At 51.8% G+C, this 19080-nt stretch carries 16 protein-coding genes; 10 read left to right on the top strand and 6 right to left on the bottom strand.

Annotated elements, in window-relative coordinates:
* The first annotated feature begins 21 nt into the window (after positions 1–21).
* From caiC to B5D23_RS03660, 4 genes are all read left to right on the top strand, one after another.
* Positions 22–1638 carry a crotonobetaine/carnitine-CoA ligase gene (caiC, locus tag B5D23_RS03645; protein ID WP_078684048.1) on the top strand — a complete coding sequence of 539 codons (1617 nt, stop codon included), beginning with the start codon at positions 22–24 and terminating at the stop codon, positions 1636–1638.
* Positions 1639–1754: 116 nt separating this feature from the next.
* Positions 1755–2606 carry a MaoC/PaaZ C-terminal domain-containing protein gene (locus B5D23_RS03650; protein WP_078684049.1) on the top strand — a complete coding sequence of 284 codons (852 nt, stop codon included), beginning with the start codon at positions 1755–1757 and terminating at the stop codon, positions 2604–2606.
* Positions 2607–2701: 95 nt separating this feature from the next.
* Positions 2702–3475: a putative electron transfer flavoprotein FixA gene (fixA, locus tag B5D23_RS03655; RefSeq protein WP_078684050.1), complete on the top strand. Its 774-nt coding sequence runs from the start codon at positions 2702–2704 to the stop codon at positions 3473–3475.
* A gap of 16 nt (positions 3476–3491) precedes the next feature.
* Positions 3492–4433, top strand: a complete 942-nt coding sequence (locus B5D23_RS03660) for an FAD-binding protein (RefSeq protein WP_078684051.1) — start codon at positions 3492–3494, stop codon at positions 4431–4433.
* Between the two features lie 154 nt (positions 4434–4587).
* On the opposite strand, the gene B5D23_RS03665 is transcribed toward B5D23_RS03660, so the two are convergent.
* Positions 4588–4809 carry a hypothetical protein gene (locus B5D23_RS03665; RefSeq protein WP_078684052.1) on the bottom strand — a complete coding sequence of 74 codons (222 nt, stop codon included), beginning with the start codon at positions 4807–4809 and terminating at the stop codon, positions 4588–4590.
* Between the two features lie 1095 nt (positions 4810–5904).
* Between B5D23_RS03665 and B5D23_RS03670 the strand changes: the two genes are divergently transcribed.
* From B5D23_RS03670 to panF, 5 genes are all read left to right on the top strand, one after another.
* Positions 5905–7536, top strand: coding sequence for a sodium:solute symporter family protein (locus B5D23_RS03670; RefSeq protein ID WP_078684053.1), 1632 nt, complete (start codon positions 5905–5907; stop codon positions 7534–7536).
* Between the two features lie 117 nt (positions 7537–7653).
* Positions 7654–8940, top strand: coding sequence for an FAD-dependent oxidoreductase (locus B5D23_RS03675; protein ID WP_078684054.1), 1287 nt, complete (start codon positions 7654–7656; stop codon positions 8938–8940).
* Positions 8937–9224 carry a ferredoxin family protein gene (locus B5D23_RS03680; RefSeq protein WP_078684055.1) on the top strand — a complete coding sequence of 96 codons (288 nt, stop codon included), beginning with the start codon at positions 8937–8939 and terminating at the stop codon, positions 9222–9224. Before B5D23_RS03675 ends, B5D23_RS03680 begins: the two co-directional genes overlap by 4 nt.
* 292 nt (positions 9225–9516) lie before the next feature.
* Positions 9517–9825: a YhdT family protein gene (locus B5D23_RS03685; RefSeq protein ID WP_078684056.1), complete on the top strand. Its 309-nt coding sequence runs from the start codon at positions 9517–9519 to the stop codon at positions 9823–9825.
* Positions 9822–11387: a sodium/pantothenate symporter gene (gene panF, locus B5D23_RS03690; protein WP_078684057.1), complete on the top strand. Its 1566-nt coding sequence runs from the start codon at positions 9822–9824 to the stop codon at positions 11385–11387. The genes B5D23_RS03685 and panF overlap by 4 nt, the downstream gene beginning before the upstream one ends.
* A 90-nt stretch (positions 11388–11477) precedes the next feature.
* Here panF and B5D23_RS03695 read toward each other — a convergent pair whose 3' ends face one another.
* The 5 genes from B5D23_RS03695 to B5D23_RS03720 all read right to left on the bottom strand — a co-directional run bounded on the left by B5D23_RS03695 (position 11478) and on the right by B5D23_RS03720 (position 17262).
* The gene (locus B5D23_RS03695) at positions 11478–12239 is read right to left on the bottom strand and encodes an ABC transporter ATP-binding protein (RefSeq protein ID WP_078684058.1); all 762 of its coding nucleotides are present in this window, start codon (positions 12237–12239) and stop codon (positions 11478–11480) included.
* Entirely contained in the window at positions 12236–13297 is a 1062-nt protein-coding gene (locus B5D23_RS03700) for a FecCD family ABC transporter permease (RefSeq protein ID WP_078684059.1), read from the bottom strand. The genes B5D23_RS03695 and B5D23_RS03700 overlap by 4 nt, the downstream gene beginning before the upstream one ends.
* Positions 13287–14402, bottom strand: a complete 1116-nt coding sequence (locus B5D23_RS03705; RefSeq protein ID WP_078684060.1) for an iron ABC transporter substrate-binding protein — start codon at positions 14400–14402, stop codon at positions 13287–13289. Before B5D23_RS03705 ends, B5D23_RS03700 begins: the two co-directional genes overlap by 11 nt.
* A 573-nt stretch (positions 14403–14975) precedes the next feature.
* Complete coding sequence (locus B5D23_RS03715; RefSeq protein ID WP_078684062.1) at positions 14976–16214, bottom strand: phosphoglycerate kinase; 1239 nt, start codon at positions 16212–16214, stop codon at positions 14976–14978.
* Position 16215: 1 nt separating this feature from the next.
* Positions 16216–17262, bottom strand: a complete 1047-nt coding sequence (locus tag B5D23_RS03720; protein ID WP_078684063.1) for a type II glyceraldehyde-3-phosphate dehydrogenase — start codon at positions 17260–17262, stop codon at positions 16216–16218.
* 704 nt (positions 17263–17966) lie between these two features.
* Between B5D23_RS03720 and B5D23_RS03730 the strand changes: the two genes are divergently transcribed.
* On the top strand, positions 17967–18998 hold the full coding sequence (locus B5D23_RS03730; protein ID WP_078684065.1) for a LacI family DNA-binding transcriptional regulator: 1032 nt from the start codon (positions 17967–17969) through the stop codon (positions 18996–18998).
* Positions 18999–19080: the final 82 nt, after the last annotated feature.

The following is a 19080-nucleotide window of genomic DNA, read 5'->3' on the forward strand; positions in this document are numbered from 1 at the left end:
TTGAGGAACGAGGTTTATCAATTGGATAGTGTTGGGAACAAAAGCCTGCGGCATATGTGGGATGAACTGGCGGACACATATGGCGACAAAACTGCCCTGATTTTTGAAGACAAAGCAGGCAACACCCGCGAATTTTCGTATTCCGGATTCAACCGGGAAATAAATAGGGCCGCGAATTTTTTCCATGCACTTGGCATTCGGAAAGAAGACAAGGTCGCCGTCCAGATGCATAACTGTCCTGAGTTTTTGCTGTGCTGGTTCGGACTTGCAAAGATTGGCGCGGTGATGGTGCCAGTCAACGTGCATTACCTTGATAGTGAGTGTGCGTACATTTTGAAGAAATGCGACGTTAAGCACGTCGTGATTGAACGCGAATTTCTGGAGGTCTACAGCTCCCTGCGTCACGAAAAGGATCTGACAATTGAGACAATTGTCGTTGCCCGTGAGCGCGAGTGTGTAGAACTCGACGGGGCTGTGAACATGACGCTGGGACTGGGCGAGCAGTCCGAAACGCTCGATCATGTAGAGCCTCTGACCGGCGATGATGTTGCAGAGATCCTGTTTACATCTGGGACAACATCGCGGCCAAAGGGTGTGGTTATCACCCATTATAACCTTGTTTTTGCTGGGATGTACACATCCTGGCAGTGTGCACTGAGACAGGATGACCGGTATCTGACCATGATGCCAGCGTTCCACATAGATTTTCAGTGTACGGCAGCACTGCCGACCTTTGCTTCTGGCGCGACCTTTATCCTTTTGGAGAAATACAGCGCTCACAAGTTCTGGAATCAGATTTGCTGCTACCGGGCAACCATAACAGAGTGTATTCCCTTTATGGTCCGGACCCTGATGCTTCAGCCTGTGAAGCCGTGGGAAAAGAATCACTGTCTGCGAGAGGTGTTCTTTTACCTGAGCTTGGCCAAGCAGGAGAAAGATGCGTTTGTCGAGCGCTTTAATGTGCGGTTCCTGACCTCCTACGGCATGACCGAAACGATTGTAGGCATCGTTGGCGATGTCCCCGGAAAGGAACGCAGATGGCCGTCAATCGGAAAGCCGGGTTTTGGCTATGAAGTCAAGATCATGGACGAGAAGGGCGCTGAGCTTGCGCCGGGAAACGTTGGCGAGATTTGCATTAAGGGTGTGCCCGGAAAAACGCTCCTCAGAGAGTATTACAATGCTCCAGAAGCGACCGCCAAGTTACTGAATGCCGACGGTTGGCTTCGAACTGGGGACAACGGCTACATGGACGAGGATGGATATTTTTACTTTGTGGATCGCAATCTCAATATGATTAAGCGTTCTGGCGAAAATATCTCCGGCATTGAGATTGAAAACATTCTTGTATGCCACCCCAAGATTATGGAAGCCGCAGTGGTTGGCGTCCCGGACACCATCCACGACGAGATCGTAAAAGCTTTCGTTGTTGTTAAAGCAGGCGAAACACTGAGTGCAGAGGAAGTCTATGACTACTGCTCTGCGCACATTGCAAAGTTTAAGGTTCCAGGAAGCATTGAATTCACAGACTCCTTGCCTCGGTCGTGTGCTGGAAAGGTCCAGAAGCACCTCCTGCGGCAAAAGAGTATTGCAGAGGGATGTACCCTCGTTCCTGGAGAACGCTGCGTAGCAGCGCACTAATGTGATTTGGGCCAGTTCTGGCCTGAGTTGGGATTCTTGTACTCAATTTATTGATCGTGGTTATTTTTTGAACAGCCATTCTTTTACGACCGCAATCATAAAAAAGGAGAATCGACATGGCACTGAAATTGGACATGCAGGGCAAAACTTATGGCCCGTTTGTACGTGAATACGATTTCAAAGATCTGATTCTGTTCGCTCTCGGATGCGGCGCAGGCTACGACGGACGTACTGACCTTGAGTACGTTTACGAGAAGGATCAGAAGATCCTTCCCATGTTTGCAGCTATGCCCATCGTGGATAGCGAAGTCACGAAGACCATTGACTATGGTTTTCAGTGGGGCGGTTCCCTGCACTGGGGTTTTGACCTCAAGTTCCATCAGCCTCTGACCGCAATGTCCGGCAAGCTCAGCACCAAAGTTCTGCTGAAAGCTCTGTACGACCGTGGCGAGGGCCGTGGACTTTTGGCCCAGCACATTGGTGACACCTACGACGAGAACGGCACCCTGCTTTTCACTAACGAAAGCTGGGACTGCGCACTCTTTGACGGCGGCTGGGGTGGCCCCAAGGCTCCCAAGGACGTCGTAGAGATTCCTGAGCGTGAGCCTGACTTTGAGGTGACTGAGCAGATCGCACTGAACCGTGGTCTGATCTACCGCCTGAATGGTGACTTCCATCCGCAGCACGTCGACTGGGAATACGCACAGAAGTACGGCTATCCCAAGCCGAACCTGCACGCAGTCAGCACTGCTGGTGTGGCTTGCCGTCACATCATCAAGTCCCTCATCCCCGGTGAGCCGGAACGTCTGACTCGTTTCAAGACTCGTATCACCAAGCCTCTGTTCCCGGGTTGCACCGTGAAGACGCAGATGTGGAAGTGGGACGACAACAGCATTCACTTCCGCGTGATCGACGCAGAGCATCCTGAGATTGCTTACCTGAACTACGCTCTTGCTGAGTGGAAGTAACACAATCTGAATGGGAAAAGCCCCCGGCCTTGGCCGGGGGCATCCGGGAAAGAGTTTCCCGGTGGATTTAGCATAAGAGACAGGACGGAAAACAGATGAAAATCTTAGTAGGATACAAATTAGTCCCGGAAGAGCAGGACATCGCCGTTAATGCTGACGGCTCCCTGGATACGGCCAAGGCTGCTCCGAAAATCAGCCAGTTCGACCTGAACGCAGTGGAAGCTGCTGTTGAGCTGAAAGGCATGGTTGCTGACAGCACTGTTACCGCACTGAGTGTGGGCGGCAAAGAGCTGGAAAACACCAAAGCCCGTAAGGATATTCTGTCCCGTGGCCCCGAAGAGCTGGCTGTTGTTGTGGACGAAAAATTTCAGAATGCCCTGCCGCACCAGACTGCACTCGTGCTTGCTGCAGCAGCAAAGAAGCTTGGCTTTGACCTGATTCTTTGTGGTGATGGCTCTGGCGACCTCTATGCCCAGCAGGTTGGCATGCGTCTTGGCGCACTGCTTGACGTGCCGAGCATCAACGGCGTGAGCAAGATTGTTTCCGCGACCGACAGCACCCTGACTGTTGAGCGCGCTCTGGAAGAAGAAGTCGAGGTTCTCGAGATTCCTCTGCCTGCCGTTGTGTCTGTTTCCGCAGACATCAATGTCCCCACTATCCCCGGTATGAAAGCAATCCTGAAGGCTTCCAAAAAGCCCGTGAGCGTTCTTGGCGCTGATGAGCTTGGTCTTGAGGGCGAGTCTGATCTGGTTGAGTCTGTTGAAGTGAAGGCTCCCAAGCAGAAGGACCGCAAGAAGATCATTGTTGAGGGTGACGGCGACGACCAGATCGCTGAATTTGTAAGCCACCTGCGCAAGGTTATTAACTAAGGGATTGGGGAAGAAAATGAGCACTGTTTCCAACGTATGGGTTTTTAGTGATGCCGCTTCCCGCCTGCCAGAAGTGATTGCTGGCGGCAAGCAGCTTGGTGATAAGGTTTCCGCATTTGTTCTGGGTTCTCAGGACGATGTTGCAGCAGCATTCTCTTTTGGTGCAGACGCTGTGTACTCCCTTGGTGAGAAAGTCGCTGACCGTGTTGTCGAAGACTACGCCGCAACAATGGCTCAGGTCATTGCAGAGGGCGACAAGCCTGCTCTGGTTCTGCTTCCGGCAACCCGCCGTGGCAAAGCTCTGGCTTCTCTCCTTGGTGTCCGCCTTGATGCTGGTGTGGTTACCGAAGCTTCTGAGATTTCCGTTGAAGCTGACGGCATTTCTGCCAAGCACATGGTCTACGGTGGCCTCGCTCTTGGCGAAGAGAAAATTACATCTCAGGTTGCTGTTGTGATTCTTGGTAGTGGCGCATACCAGGCTGCTGAGGCTGATGCCTCCAAGACTGGTGAAGCTGTTGCTGTTGAGTATGTGGCTCCCAAAGCCAGCATCAAGTGCATTGAGCGTCGTGAAAAGCAGGGAAGCACTGTTGATCTCGACCGCGCAAAGCGCGTTGTGGCTATTGGCCGCGGCATTGCCAAGCAGGAAGACATCGCAATCGCAGAAGAACTCTGCGGTGCAATTGAAGCTGAACTCGGCTGCTCCCGTCCGATCGCCGAAGGCGAGAAGTGGATGGCTCGCGAGCAGTACGTCGGTATTTCCGGCGTGATGCCCAAGCCCGAAGTGTACCTGGCTCTCGGTATTTCCGGCCAGATTCAGCACATGGTTGGCGTCAGCGGTGCCCAGACCATCGTTGCTGTCAACAAAGACAAGAACGCACCTATTTTCCAGTTCGCTGACTACGGCATTGTCGGCGACCTGTACAAGGTTGTTCCAGCATTGGTGAACGCATTTAAATAAGTGTTTGCTTGGAGTCCAACGCTCCACCCGTGGGGCCTGCTGTTGGGGCAGGCCCCGCTCTCCAGAACGGAGAGCAGCTTTGGGAAACCCGAGAGGAGGGCACCTGCCAAAGGCAGCGACGTTGCCACTCTTCCAATGTCCCGCATATTTCGCGCTACGCGATCCTGTCTGCATCTGCTCCGCAGTCGTTATGGTTCTGACTGGAGTTCATCCCCTGCATAAACTCCAGAGGGCACGGTGCAGACAGGAATGCAGTTGCCATAGGGCCGCTGTTCGACTGAACGAAACTACCGCCAGAGCTCCGTTGAGGGAACTTGTGACGTTCAGTCGGGAAGACAGACAGCAGGCCCGATCCAGAAAACGGTATGCCGTTCATCTGATCTCCATTCCGGAGAAATCCCGGGAATCCGCTAGCCCCTTGGATTCCCGGGCTCTGGATGGGGGGGCACCATTTAAATGGTGGGCAGAACCGTTTGACAGTGGGGTACTTCTTCGTGAACGTCAGTTTTTATTCTGTGTGTTTGGGAAGGAGAAAATCCCCGGCTGCCAGCAGTTGAGGGGATTTTAGCAAAGACAGGGATAAAGACAGAAACATGGGGGGTGCGCTGTGCTATCACGCCAGAATTTCTGGGATTTTTGGGGCGTGTTTCAGTGCAATAAACAAAGAGAGCGTTCGGCCGGGACGACTCGTCACAAAGTCCCCTTTGCTGATGAGTGTGCCGTGCGTTTTCTCAAAAGGAAGTATTTTTTGAAGCAGACGACGCTGTGCTCACAACGTCTGCACTTCTAGGCCGCAGCAGAGCGCCGCAGGGCGCACCGAGTATATGGCTCAGTATATCTGTGCATATGAGACTTTTGGGTATGAGAAGGTTTTGCTGTCACGAATGGGCGTATGTGCGTATTCCAAAACTTTTTTGCATACAGGTCAGGCGAGGTTTTCCTACATCGGCAAGCTCTATGGAACAGCGTAGAGAAAGCCAGTCTGCCACACGTTTTTTGAGTCTCAATCTTGGCCTGTTCAGTTGCAAAAGAGTCAAGGGAGTGTCTTTGAAAGTGAGCATAACGCTGTACCGGCGTATGAGGGAATGGAGTGCTTTCCGTGGATTGCAGCCTGTGCTGGGCGAGCCTGTGTGCTCACTGGCAAGGTAAAACGGATCTGGAGCCATTTCTTCACGAAGTAACATAGGACACTTTCAGAAAAGGATGCACGCGCTTTGCCGGCTTTGACGAAGAGTGAGGACTCATTTTTGTCGAGAATATCACTTTTTTAATGAGGCAGATCCATAGGCGCACTCTCTGCTCCGGCTTGAAGGATGCAAGCATAACAGGAGGAAGCTATGGGCGAGATTCTATTCTCTGTGATAATCGGCGGAACATTGGTGGGCATTGGCCTGCTTATGAACTGGAACCTGTACCGGGAGCAGAAGCGCAACGACATTGAACGACAAAAGATTTAGCCGGGAGACCTACTGTGAATATTTACATACTTGGTGTCCTGTTGAGTGTCGTTTTTTATATGCTCGTTGGCACGTATGCTGGCCGTAGGGTCAAGAACGTCGAAGATTATTATGTTTGTGGACGCAACGCTCCGACCCTGCTCATTGCCGGGACCATGTTTGCGTCAATGCTCAGCACAAACGGGTTCATGGGCGATACGGCATTTTGCTATGGCGGCAACATGACCACCATGATCCTTATCAACACGCTGTGCGCGTGTGGATACATTTTCGGAGCTTTGTTTTTTGGGCGCTACATTCGCCGGGCGCGAGTGCGGACCATGCCCACGTATTTCTCATATCGGTTTAACAGCAAAAGAATCCGGCGCTTTGCAGGCATCACGACGGTGGTTTCCCTGACTGCGTATCTTTTGAGTGTCATTCAGGGCACAGGGATTCTCATGCAGACCATGACCGGGCTTGATCGGGTGACCTGCCTTTTGATCGCCTGGGGCTGCATTACTGCGTTTACGTTCTATTCCGGTTCTCGCGGTGTCATTTTGACAGACACCATGATGTTTATCTTTTTCTTGGGGGCGACGGTTATTGCCGGACCGTACGTCTTCAATGCCGCGGGAGGGCTTGGGTCGCTTCTGGATACCCTGATGCAGGACCCTAATACTCCCAGGGGATTGCTTGAATATCACGGCAATCCTGGAGCTGGCTCGGTGATGGACATAATGCTTTATGCCATCACGATGGGCCTCGTCTGGATGGTCGCTGTCGGAGTCAGTCCGTGGCAGGCCGGACGAAATCTCATGGCGAAAAATGAACATGTGATTTTCCGTTCCGGAGCCATATCGGCCATTCTGACTGTTGTGTTCTCTATTTATCTGTACCTGATGGCGGTGAGTGTCATTCCGCTGAATCCAGGTATGGAGCAGCCCGAACGTGTCCTGATCTGGGCTGCATTTGAAGTGATGCCCAAGTGTGTTGGCGTCCTGATGCTGACAGGCATTATGACCGCAGGCCTGTCTTCTGCATCAACGTTTCTTTCTGTGGTGAGCTTTAGCCTTTCCAGTGATGTGCTGAATCTCGATACCCGAAACGAAACATCTCACCTCCGGTGGACCCGGGGCATTGTGCTTGGCGTTGGGCTGTTTGCCCTTGTGCTCGCGTATTTGGATCTCTCATCAATCCGTATCATTACGTGGTTCGCCAGTACGATTATTGCCGCATCCTGGGGCTATGTGGCGTTTGCCAGTGTGTGGAGCAAACGCCTCACCGAGCGGGGAGCCTATCTCGCTATGGTCGGAGGCTTCTGTGGTTATCTGTTCTTTAAGTTGCTCAAGGAACTTGGGGTTCCGCATCTTGTTGCATTTCTTGACCCGTTCTTCATTGGGCTTTTCCTGAGTGTCATTCTGGGCGTCCTTGGCTCCAGAGGGCAAACGCGAACTCCAGAAGAACTCGCGTTTTTGGAAAAGCTTCACCGTATTCCTGCGGAAGAAGCACAGGCAAAAGAATATCGGAAAGACAGGGGCTATGGCTGGCTCATGGTTGGGATGGGTGTGCTCGTTTCTGTCTTTCTCCTCAAGTACTGGGCAATTCCCTACAACAGGGCTATTGGCACAGAGCTTCCGTCTCTGCTGCTAAGCCTTGTGGGATAACGGTGTGTCCGTAGTGCAAATTTGTAACCTCTCCAATGTTGGGACAGGCATGTTTTGGGAATGTCTGTCCCTTACACAACTCAATTTCACAGGCCGTGGGCCGTGTGTGAGGGTTTTATGTCTGAAGACAAGTTTGACGTCATTATTGTAGGCGGTGGTTTGGCTGGCTGCACCAGCGCATACCTGCTCGCCAAAGCCGGTCTGGAAACGCTGGTGATTGAGCGCGGAAACTTTTCTGGCGCCAAGAACATGACTGGTGGTCGCCTGTATGCGCACAGCCTGGAGAAGATTTTCCCGAATTTTGCGGAAGAGGCTCCTGTTGAGCGCTGCATCACTCATGAGAAAATTTCTTTTATGACCGAAGAAAGCAGCACCACAATGGATTATGCTGCTCCGGCCGCTGACGATCAGGCGAACCGCTCGTATTCTGTGCTGCGGTCCTCCTTTGACCAGTGGCTCGCTTCCAAGGCCGAAGATGCCGGTGCGAACATGATCCCCGGCATTCGCGTTGACGACCTGATTGTCCGTGACGGCAAGGTCTGTGGCGTTATCGCTGCAGAGGAAGAAATGGAAGCCGACATGGTCATTCTTGCTGATGGTGTGAATTCCATTCTTGGCGAAAAGCTGGGCATGGTCAGTAAGGTAACGCCTCACAACTGTGCTGTTGGCGTCAAGGAAGTCATCGAGCTTGGCAAGAAGCAGGTGAACGACCGCTTTGGCTGTGCTGACGGCGAAGGTGCTGCATGGCTCTTTGCTGGTATGCCTTCTGATGGACATATGGGCGGCGGTTTCCTCTACACGAACGAGGAAACTGTTTCTCTCGGTGTGGTCTTTGGACTGCACAACATCGAAAAGGCAGGCAAAAGTGTTCCGCAGATGCTGGAGGACTTCAAGAACCATCCGACAATCAAGCCCCTTATCGAAGGCGGCAAGCAGATTGAATACTCTGCTCATGTTGTTCCGGAAGGTGGCCTTGGCATGGTGCCCCAGCTTGTGGGTGACGGCGTGCTGATTGCTGGTGACGCTGCAGGACTGTGCCTGAACGTTGGCTACACTGTCCGCGGTATGGATTTGGCTATTGCTTCTGGTGAAGCCGCAGCAAAGGCCATCATTGCCGCCAAGGAAAAGGGCGACTTTAGTGCGAGTGCCCTTGAGCAGTACAAGAAGGACATCGAGGAAAGCTTTGTGATGAAGGACCTTGAGCTGTACAAAAAGCTTCCCGGTTTCCTCGACAATCCCCGTATGTTCAACGACTACCCAGAAATGGTGGAAGGCATCATGAAAGATCTCTTTACCATTAATGGCCCGTCTGTTGCCTTGCGCAAGAAAATTATGCCTCACCTGAAAAAGGTCGGTTTCCTCAACCTCATGAAGGATGCTTTCAAAGGAGTGGGTTCCATATGAGCAACACAGTCAACGTTGACGTCAAACTCGGTGTAAATAAATTTTTCGTGGATGAAGGCAATCCGCATATTGAGCTTGTCGAGAATCCCGATCCGGCTGAATTTGCCAAGCTTGAAGCTGCCTGCCCCGCAGGTCTCTACAAGCGCGACGAAAGTGGCAATGTTCATTTTGACTGTGCCGGTTGTCTTGAATGCGGTACCTGCCGTATTCTGTGTGGCAAGACCATTATTAAAAAATGGGAATACCCGAACGGGACATTCGGCGTCGAATATCGCTACGGTTAAGGTGAGCCTTTTGACTCTGGAAACCAGTGCAACTGGTTGAACCAGAGGAGAGAGGAAAAAGCCCTTATTTTTCTTTTGCAGTGCGGGACTGGCAAGAATTTCAAGGCTGTGCAGGCGGCTTTGAAGGGTATTGCGAAAGAATTTTTTGGGAAATAGACCTCAACCTCAGTTGACCAATACCGGCAACGTCCCTACGTTGCCGGTACTTTTTTTGGTTAATTTGAGTCAAGAAAAATGCGGGCGCAATAGCGTGCCCTGTTTTTCACCTTTAAGACACACAAAGGTTCACATTATGAGCAAGCAGACACAGGACTGGCGTTTTGCGCAGGCCAACAAGGAAGCATTGCTTTGCCTTGGAGCATATGCCCTGTATTTTGTCTGGTGGTACGTCAGTGGATATGGACTTGGGGACGGAGACCCTGAGCAGTATTCCACAATTCTGGGACTTCCTGCCTGGTTTTTTTATAGCTGCATTGTCGGCTATCCTCTGATTACCGTGCTTTTATGGGTAATGGTCCGCCTCTTCTTTAAAGACATGCCTCTTGATGAGCCGCTTGATGAAAAGAGCGCTCACGTGGATGTAGAAGGGGACGACGCATGAATGCCCATCTCATGACCATTATCCCAGTCATTGTGTATCTGATCCTTTCGTTTGGCGTGGCCTTTTGGGCGCGCAGGCGATCTTCCGCCGGAGACTCCTCTCAGGGATTCATCGAAGAATATTTTATTGGTGGCCGTTCTATGGGGGGCTTTGTCCTCGCCATGACCATCATTGCCAGCTACACCAGCGCGAGCAGCTTTGTTGGTGGGCCGGGAGTGGCGTACCGTTTTGGTCTGAGCTGGGTCTTTCTTGCCATGATTCAGGTCCCCACGACCTTCCTGACCCTTGGAGTGCTTGGAAAGCGTTTTGCCATTATGGCCAGAAAGACACAGTCCGTGACCCTGACGGATTTTTTGCGCGCACGCTTTCAGAGTGAAGCTGTTGTCATTCTCTGTTCTGTTGCGCTGCTGATATTTTTTATGGCCGCCATGCTTGCCCAGTTTATTGGTGGCGCGCGGCTTTTTCAGGCTGTGACGGGTTACCCGTACCTTGTGGGCCTGATTCTCTTTGGCCTTACGGTTGTTCTGTATACTGCTGTTGGTGGCTTCCGGGCTGTTGTGCTGACTGATGCCATCCAGGGGCTTGTTATGGCCATTGCTGCCGTGGTTGTGCTGTTTGCGGTTATCAAGGCTGGTGGTGGACTTGAGCAGTGCATTACGACGCTCAAGAGCATTGATCCGGGGCTGATTACTCCAACAGGCCCAAAAGATGTTGTACCAAAGCCCTTTATTCTTTCGTTTTGGATACTTGTTGGCCTTGGCATTCTTGGCTTGCCCCAGACAACGCAGAAGTGCATGGCCTACCGCGATTCGCGCGCAATGCATGACGCCATGATTATGGGAACCCTGCTTATTGGTTTCATGATTTTATGCGCGCACCTTTCCGGTACTCTTGGCCGAGCCGTGATTCCTGATTTACCCGCAGGTGATTTGGCGATGCCCACACTTATTGTAAAGCTGCTGTCGCCGTTTTGGGCTGGAGTCTTTATTGCCGGGCCTCTGGCCGCGATTATGTCCACCGTGGACTCCATGTTGCTGCTTGCCTCGGCCGCGATTATTAAGGATTTATACATTCAGTATAAGTTTGATGGTGACGCATCCAAGATGACGCCCATCAGCCTCAAGCGCATGAGTCTTGCCTCTACCGCCGTGATTGGCCTTCTTGTCTTTCTCGCTGCGATTCAGCCGCCTGACTTACTTGTCTGGATTAATCTTTTTGCTTTTGGTGGACTTGAGGCAGTGTACTTGTGGCCTATCATTATGGGGCTGTACTGGAAGCGGGCAAATGCTTCTGGGGCGGTCTGTTCGATTGTTTTCGGTACCGCCGCATTTTTTGCTCTTACCATTCTGAAGCCGGATATGGGGGGCGTGCACGCTATTGTTCCCACTGTGGCGATTTCCTTTTTTGCTTTTGTTGCAGGGACGTATTTAACCCCGCCTCCAGCGGACAGGATAATTCAGCTCTTTTGGGGGAAGATTGGGGACGATCCCCAGCCCGTGAGTGCTGGATGGAGGGATGGGGAGAGATCTGGGGCCAGCCCTGGACCCCGCGCAAGGGAATGATTCCCTTACATACCCTTTTAAACTTGGGTGAGAAGGCGTAAAGAACCTCGTTAAAATACAGGAAAAGGCCTCGCTGTTGCGGGGCCTTTTTTACATGGCAGCTGTGGGGACTACAAAGGGCGTGCCGTGGACATGGACGATGTCTACTGGCAATTCGTAGACGTCTTCGACAAGCTGGGAACTGATGTCTGTAGCGCTACAAAATTTATGGATTCGACCTGATTTGAGGAAAATAAGCTTGTCTGCGTAGCGCAGGGCGGCGTTGATGTCATGAAGCGTAATCACTGCTGCGAGGTGCTGTGCTGTGACCAGTCCTTTGAGCGTATTCAGGATGTTGATTTGACTTTTCAGATCAAGGGCACTTGTTGGCTCATCCAGAAGCATAAGCTTTGGTTCCTGAACAATCGCTCTGGCAATGGCGACTTTTTGGAGTTCTCCACCGCTGAGCTGATCTGTCATCCGAAGTGCCAGCGCATCAAGCCCGGTAAGCCGAAGTGCGTTGTGCACAAGATCAATATCGTGGCTGCCAAGACTCCAGGACATATGGGGCGTGCGTCCAAGCAGGACGGCATCAAAGACTGTGATGCGCGCGGAGTCTGTCTTTTGTGGTACGTAGCCTATGAGCTTGGCCACATCCTGAAGTTTCATGGAAAGGATCTCGTGTCCTTCAACCATGACATTCCCCTGAGACGGGGTAAGAATGCTATTGATATTTTTGAGAAGTGTTGTTTTTCCTGAACCATTTGGGCCAAGGATGGCGAGGATTTCATTGTGGTCGAGGGCAAAGCGTATCTGGTGCAGAACGCGTTGTGCTCCATAATCAAAGTTGAGATTCGAGACAGACAGAATCATGACCGTTGCCCCTTGATAATAAGATACAGGAAAACAGGTGCTCCCATGAATGCCGTAAGCACAGAAACGGGTAGTATATGCGGCGCAAGAATGAGGCGGGCCGCAGTGTCTGAAAGCAGCAGCAGGAGTGCCCCGCCGAGAAAAGAGGCTGGCAGGAGAAAGCGGTGGTCCGCACCGGTAAGCTTTCGACAGATGTGCGGAACTACGAGGCCTACAAAGCCGATAATACCAAGAAAGGCGATGATGCAGGCCGTCAGAAGGGAGGCTGCGAGCATCCCCATGAATCGAATTTTGCTCACCTGCACACCCAGCCCCTGAGCTGTTTCGTCACCAATGTCTATGGCGTTGTAGGCCCAGCTATTCCACAGAAAATAGGCTGAGCACAGAGCAAGAAGTACGCTCATCAGACCAAGCTCTGTCCATGATGCCCGGGCCGTATCTCCAAAGGTCCAGAAGACCATTGCTGCAAGCTGGACGTCGTCGGCAATAAGCTGGAGAAACATGGTTGCCGCAGTAAAAAGCGATCCCAGTGCTACACCGCTCAGGACCATGACTTCTGAACGGGTTCCCTGATGGCGTGAGATGAGGACGATAAGTGCGGCAGTTATGATGCTTAGGGCAAATGCTGTTGCCGTAATGCAGTACGGACCAATGCTTGAGGCGACGCTGTGGTGGCTTTGGGCGAAACCACCAAGGAGCATGACGGCGAGCGCGGCTCCAAAGGCTGCTGCATGGGAAATCCCAAGAGTGAAAGGTGATCCCAGAGGGTTTCGCAGGATTGACTGCATGACTGTCCCGGATATTGCGAGTCCCGCTCCTGCCAGAAGTGCAGAAAGTGCCTGCGGGAGACGGATATTCCAGATGATGAGTTTAAGACGCGCGTCAACGGGAGTGCCGGAGAGTGCGGCAAGCACATCATGGAGCGGTATTTGTGCTGCACCAAGTGAGAGACTCACCAAAAGAGTCAGGACAAGCGAAGCGCCAAGGACGCCAAGGAGCAGGATCTTTTTGTTAATGTACGCGGCGTAGCGTTGAGAAAGGGCAAGGCTATTTCCCATTGTTGCTCACAGTGATGCGGCTAAATGCAAGATTGGAAAATGCGCTATTCATGCGTTCAAATACTGGAGCACCAACAAGGAAACGGAAGATTTCGTCTGCCTGGTGTGCGGGGTTAATGTCTGCAAACTCTTCTGGATAAAGAATTTTTCCTGCGTAATAGGCATTTGCCAGTATGCTTCCGTAGTTTTTTGAATACCAGTTATACGGGAGCACACCGTAGACCCTGTTTTTCTGAACTGCCGTGAGGCTTTGGTATGCCGGATCGTTTTTGAGTTCGTACAGGCCGCTTGCTGTGGCTTCCATCTGGAGCGTGGAGAGGTCAAGGAAGAGGACATCTGGGTCCCACGCAAGAATTTTCTCTTTTGCAACGCTTGCATGCTTACTCAGTGCTTTTCCTGCACAGCCTTCGGCTGCAAGATTTTTTGCTCCAACAAAGGCAAACGGGGGGTAGCCGGGTTCTGTAGACTGGTAGCCGTGTGGGCCTCGGTAGGCAACGCCGCCGACAAAGGTTCTGGGTCTTTTGCTGTCGGGAATGTGGGCCGTTCTTTTTTTGAGGTCCGCAATGCGTGTCTGGATAAAGGAGACAACATCTTCCGCACGCTGCTGTTTGTCTATGACTTCTCCGATAATTCGCAGGCTTTGGAACAGCTCTTCTCTTCGTGAATCAAGGTTGCCATAGTGGATGGCAATAACAGGAATTCCGGTTTTCTTCTGGAGTTTGTCTGGCTCGGTTCCCTGATGAGAGGAGACTGTTTTAAAGATAACCTGTGGCGCAGGAGACAGCATAAGAATGTGTTCAGGGTTATCGTGTCCGCGAATTTCTCCGCACTGGGGAAGCTTTTTGAATTCAGGATATGCCAGCGCGTAGGGGCGCGCCGTAAATTTTTCGTAGCGGGTTTCCATTTCATCTGCGGCGACAGCAAACGTTTGGCCTTCAAGGTAGCTGAGCAGGCGCAGGCACCCTGAACCAGAGCACAAAACGTGAGTGACGCGTTCAGGGATAGCTATCTGTCGGCCAAGCGCATCTGTGATGCTGCGGGCCTGAGCTACGGAGAACGAGAAAGTAAAAAGCAGAGTCCAGAGCAGAATGAAAAGCCGTTTCATAGTTGTTCCCTAGAGTATTTTTTATGAATGTGTGTGCGGAAGATAGTACGCATTCAATAAAAGTAACACTGGAACAGCTCGCATGCTTTCGCCTCTCTGTCAAGGTCATCAGAGAAGATTGGGGGCCAGCCCCCAAACCCCCGCGTAAGGGAATGATTCCCTTACGTATCCTCATCGAGTTTAAAAGCCGTGCAAGCTTCGCTTGCACGGCTTTTAAACTTAATGGGGCTGCCTAAAGCGGCTTCTTTCTCTTTCCCGTGCGGTTGCCACCATTTTCTTTCTGAACGCAAGCGTTCAGAAAGAAAGGGTTGAGGCACAAAGAACACACGCCCAGTTAATTAGACCGAAAAAAAGGGGCCGGATGAAGGGGAAAGCCAAAGGCTTTCACTCATCCGGCCCCTTTTATTTCGGGCGATAGCGGGATTCCCAAGGGCCTCGTCCTTGGGCGGGGTCAAGGGGCAGCGCCCCTTGCAGGGTTTGGGACAGCGTCCCAATAAAACACCCCCGCCCGCCCTGCGCCCCTTGCAGAGCGCGAGACGGAGTCTCGCTCCTCCCACGCCTACCCACGCATGGCTAGGCGTGAGCGTTCTGCATTGCGATGATGAGGGGGAGCTTTTTACCTGAGAGGTAACGAACCATAGCTCCACCCGCAGTGCAGACATAGTCGATTTTTTTGATATCGATCAGACTCTGAGCGGCTGTGACGGAGTCGCCGCCGCCGATAACGCTGTAGCCTTTGCTGTCAGCGATGGCGTGAAAGAGCTGTTCGGTACCGTTTCTAAAGAGGAGTTCCTCATAGACACCGGCGGGTCCATTGACGAAGATGGTGCCAGCGGAGAGGATGCGTTCACAATACTGTTCAATGGTTTTCGAGCCGATGTCGAGAAAGGCCTGATCTTCTGGGAGCTGAGATACGGGCGCTTCGGCTCTCTGGCCGTTGCTGCTGTATGCGAGGTCCGAGGGAACGGCGATTTTCCCAGGATAATCCCGAAGATACTGTGCGGCCTGGTCGACATACTGGAGGAGTCCTCTTTTTTCGAGAAAGTCCCGAGAGGGTCCGCCGATGTTGATTCCACTGGCGAGGAGGAAGACATTTCCAGTCACGCCACAGGTGAGGATTGTATCGGCTTTGTTTGTGCTCAGAACCTGTTCCATCATGCCGAAGGCGTCGCCGATGCGGGCACCACCAAGGACAAAGACGGAGGGGCGTTCCGGGTGGCTCATGACCTTGTCGAGGGCGGCGACTTCGTTGCAGAAGAGCGGGCCAGCGGCGGAGGGCAGAAGTTCCTGAAAGGCGACCATCGAGGGGGACTTGCGATGTGCGGCTGCAAAGGCATCGTTGATGTAGCAGTCACAGAGAGGTGCAAGATTCCGAACGAGGAAGACGTCTTTCATGTCCTTTGGCTCAAGGGGAACGACTTTTTCAAAGACCGAGACTTCTTCGGCGAGGTACCGCAGGTTCCCAAGGATGACGGCTTCGCCATCTTTAAGGGAGCGGATAGCGTCCTGTGCTGCGGGACCGGCCACGTCGTCGATGTAGCGAACCGGATGCCCTGTCATTTTTGTGAGCAGCTCGGCATGTTCGCGCAGGGGGATGAGGTTCTGATAGTCCTCGGTGTCTCCCTGATGCGCAATGATGGCGATGCGCGCACCTTTTTCAAACAGGGCGTTAAGAGTAGGAATACTCTTTGAAATCCGGTTGGTATTCTTGATGCGACGGGTTTCTTTCTCGATAGGTGAGTTAATGTCGAGCCTTAGGAGAACCGTTTTTCCTGTGACATCAAGGGATTCCATTGCAGGAAGAGCAGACATGCTAGTCCTCCATGTACTGGGGCGTCATCCACTTGCCGAGGCCGAGGTATTCGTTGGTCTTGGCAACGCCGTCGTTCCCGTCTTTCTGCATGCCACAGGCAGCGCGGATGCCGTCCATTGTTTCAGGAATGGTGACGGATTCCTGAGGGATGTTGATAGCAAACATGATGTCGCGGCCGGATTTGACGACGGTGTCAGCCCAGAGGCCGATTTCGTACATATCGCTGCGGTTGTTGCCGAGGTCGCGTGCATAGCGGAAGAAGGAGGCATTGCCTGTGAAACCTTCGTCGGTGGTGACGACGCGGATTCTGGGGTGCTTCTTGAACTGTGCGATAGCTTCTTCGACAGAGATGTCTTTTTTGGGGGTCACAACGAGGGTAATGATGTGGCCATGAGTGACAGGGGTGTGAACGAGGAGGCCTGTCGCATTGATGTGGGGCATAATGGTCATGAGGTCCACAGCCTGATGGTTGGGAGCCTTGTCCATTTTGAGAGCATTGGTGAGACCGCGATGATAGTCGCCCGGATCAGCAACGCGACGAATGATGGTGATGGCGGCTTTTTCGACGCCAACACAACGGTCGAGGCAGTCCACGGTGCGGATGAGGCCTGTGGTGTTGCAGGAGGTCAGTTTGAGGAAGTCAGCGCCAAGGCCTTTGTCATAGTTTGCATAGCCGTGGAAGAAGACGTCGGCGACGTCGTTTTTCTCACCGCCCTGGAAAATAGCTTTTACTCCGGCCTTTTCGTAGAGTTTGCGATTCATAGCGCCGACGCCAGCAGTGGTCGCATCGAGCATGATGTCGACTTTTCCGAGCAGATCGTCAAAGGAGCCAGAAACGGGGACGCCAGCGGCTTCCAGGTCTTTTTCTTTTCCTGGGACAGCACAGTAGAGGTCATAGGGCATGCCGCGTTCGACGAGGGCGCGGATGGAGAGAGTTGGAGCGACGTCTGCGACGCCGACGAGTTCCATATCTTTCTGAAGGGAGACGCCATCAGCGAGACGCTGACCAATAACACCATAACCTGCGACACCAACTTTAACTGCCATTTCAAAGCTCCTTGTAGCTAAAAACTGTTAAGAGAGAGGCGTTTAAAACGAGTTTTTCAAAGCATGGTAACGTGTGCATTCCAAAGGAGACGAGTCCGAAAGCTCAGAAAACTCAGAGAGGGGAGTGATCTGAATGGCGGGTCTTTGTACTTTGCGGCGAGAATTGGAAAATTTCCCTTGCCCCACAAGGGAAAATGGTCCAAAGAAAACGACGCCACGCGGGAGAACCGCTCTGGGGGAATGCGTTTTTGAAAAAAGAAATCTTTGAGAAAACTCCTTTTTGAGAATGACTTTTTGGTCACGAGTGCAATATTGCAAAAAGGAAATCTCGTGTCAATGGCACGATGCATCTCTAGCTTTATGTTGGAAAGTATTAGAAAACAGATAGTTATGAGATTATAATAAATTCTTGATAATTATTTTTTCAAAAAAATTATACACAATGGTTACGATAGCATTTTGTATTGTTCTTTAACTGTCAGCATGTTACCCATAAATCTCTGTCTTTATACCAAAAATTACCCGAACGTGATTTTTGAGCGAATTCGTGCAGTATGTCGTGGCAGGGCGCGAGATTACAGTACTGCAATTGTCCACACCGTGGTATGAAAGTTAAAGGATGAGGAGCTTTGGTTTGCCCTATTCAGAGCCTGCCCTGAACTGTGAATCTGGTAAAATACGTCTGAAAAGCGAGTAGAAAAATTATGCGAAAAAATTCTGGAACTTCTGTTGTCACCGCTGCGGACGTCGCAAAGCGTGCTGGTGTGTCCCGCTCGACAGTTTCCCGTGCTTTTACCCAGGGGGCGTCGATCTCTGGAAAAGCGCGGGAAAAAATTCTGAATGCTGCTCATGAGCTTGGATATCAGCCCAATGCGATTGCCCGTATGCTCATCTCTAAACAAAGCAGGGTCATTGGTGTCGTTACCAATAGCCTGACCACAAACCCGTTTTATGCCAGCTTGCTGGCCAGACTCTCTGAGGAACTCCAAAAGCAGGACTTTAAGCTCATGCTTTTCTCAACACCAAAAGATACGAGTGTTGATATGCTGATTCCTCAGGTTATGCAGTACAAGGTTGCTGCTATTATTATCATTTCATCCAAGCTGTCTTCGGAAATGGCCGAAGTCAGTAATGCAGCAGGAATTCCGGTTATTTTGCTGAACCGGGTTATTCGCAAAAGCACGACCTATAACATTAGCAGTGACAACGTGCAGATCGGCCGTCTCGCTGCGGATGTTTTGCTCGACGCCGGACACAGGCGTCTGGGCTGCATTGGTGGTTCGGAGAATACATCAACTCATGATGGCCGCTGGAGGGGCTTCTCTAAACGGGTGAAAGACCGTGGCGGAGAAATTACCTCATACGCGATGGGTGGCTACAATTATGAAGATGCCCGAACTGCAACAATGGAAATGTTTTTGAAACGTCCATATCCCACAGGCCTTTTTTGCCTGAGTGACGTTATGGCACAGGCTGCTATGGATGTGATTCGCCAGCGTATGAACCTTCGGATTCCAGAAGACATTTCCGTCATTGGCGTTGACGATGTTGAGGTGTCTTCCCGTCCTGTCTATGATCTGAGTACAATTCGGCAGTCCGTGCCGGAGATGATAGACGCCGCGATGACGGTCCTGAGCAAGGTTCAGAGCAAAAGTCCTGTGAAACAGGAGTGGAAATTCCCCGGTGTCTATGTGAAGCGTGGAACGGTCGCAGCGCCTCCAAAAGAAGACAGCTAGGAAGCTCTGGTGGCAGACTGTATGCTATAAGAAATGATTCTCTTGAGGGTATGAACGGATCACAAATTTCTTTCCTGCCGCC

The organism is Desulfobaculum bizertense DSM 18034 (assembly GCF_900167065.1).
GTDB classification, from domain to species: domain Bacteria; phylum Desulfobacterota; class Desulfovibrionia; order Desulfovibrionales; family Desulfovibrionaceae; genus Desulfobaculum; species Desulfobaculum bizertense.

Coding starts and splice junctions, on each gene's coding strand:
- B5D23_RS03650 (WP_078684049.1), top strand. CDS start 1,755: ATGGCACTGAAATTGGACATGCAGGGCAAAACTTATGGCCCGTTTGTA.
- fixA (WP_078684050.1), top strand. CDS start 2,702: ATGAAAATCTTAGTAGGATACAAATTAGTCCCGGAAGAGCAGGACATC.
- B5D23_RS03660 (WP_078684051.1), top strand. CDS start 3,492: ATGAGCACTGTTTCCAACGTATGGGTTTTTAGTGATGCCGCTTCCCGC.
- B5D23_RS03665 (WP_078684052.1), bottom strand. CDS start 4,809: ATGAACGGCATACCGTTTTCTGGATCGGGCCTGCTGTCTGTCTTCCCG.
- B5D23_RS03675 (WP_078684054.1), top strand. CDS start 7,654: ATGTCTGAAGACAAGTTTGACGTCATTATTGTAGGCGGTGGTTTGGCT.
- B5D23_RS03680 (WP_078684055.1), top strand. CDS start 8,937: ATGAGCAACACAGTCAACGTTGACGTCAAACTCGGTGTAAATAAATTT.
- B5D23_RS03685 (WP_078684056.1), top strand. CDS start 9,517: ATGAGCAAGCAGACACAGGACTGGCGTTTTGCGCAGGCCAACAAGGAA.
- panF (WP_078684057.1), top strand. CDS start 9,822: ATGAATGCCCATCTCATGACCATTATCCCAGTCATTGTGTATCTGATC.
- B5D23_RS03695 (WP_078684058.1), bottom strand. CDS start 12,239: ATGATTCTGTCTGTCTCGAATCTCAACTTTGATTATGGAGCACAACGC.
- B5D23_RS03700 (WP_078684059.1), bottom strand. CDS start 13,297: ATGGGAAATAGCCTTGCCCTTTCTCAACGCTACGCCGCGTACATTAAC.
- B5D23_RS03705 (WP_078684060.1), bottom strand. CDS start 14,402: ATGAAACGGCTTTTCATTCTGCTCTGGACTCTGCTTTTTACTTTCTCG.
- B5D23_RS03715 (WP_078684062.1), bottom strand. CDS start 16,214: ATGTCTGCTCTTCCTGCAATGGAATCCCTTGATGTCACAGGAAAAACG.
- B5D23_RS03720 (WP_078684063.1), bottom strand. CDS start 17,262: ATGGCAGTTAAAGTTGGTGTCGCAGGTTATGGTGTTATTGGTCAGCGT.
- B5D23_RS03730 (WP_078684065.1), top strand. CDS start 17,967: ATGCGAAAAAATTCTGGAACTTCTGTTGTCACCGCTGCGGACGTCGCA.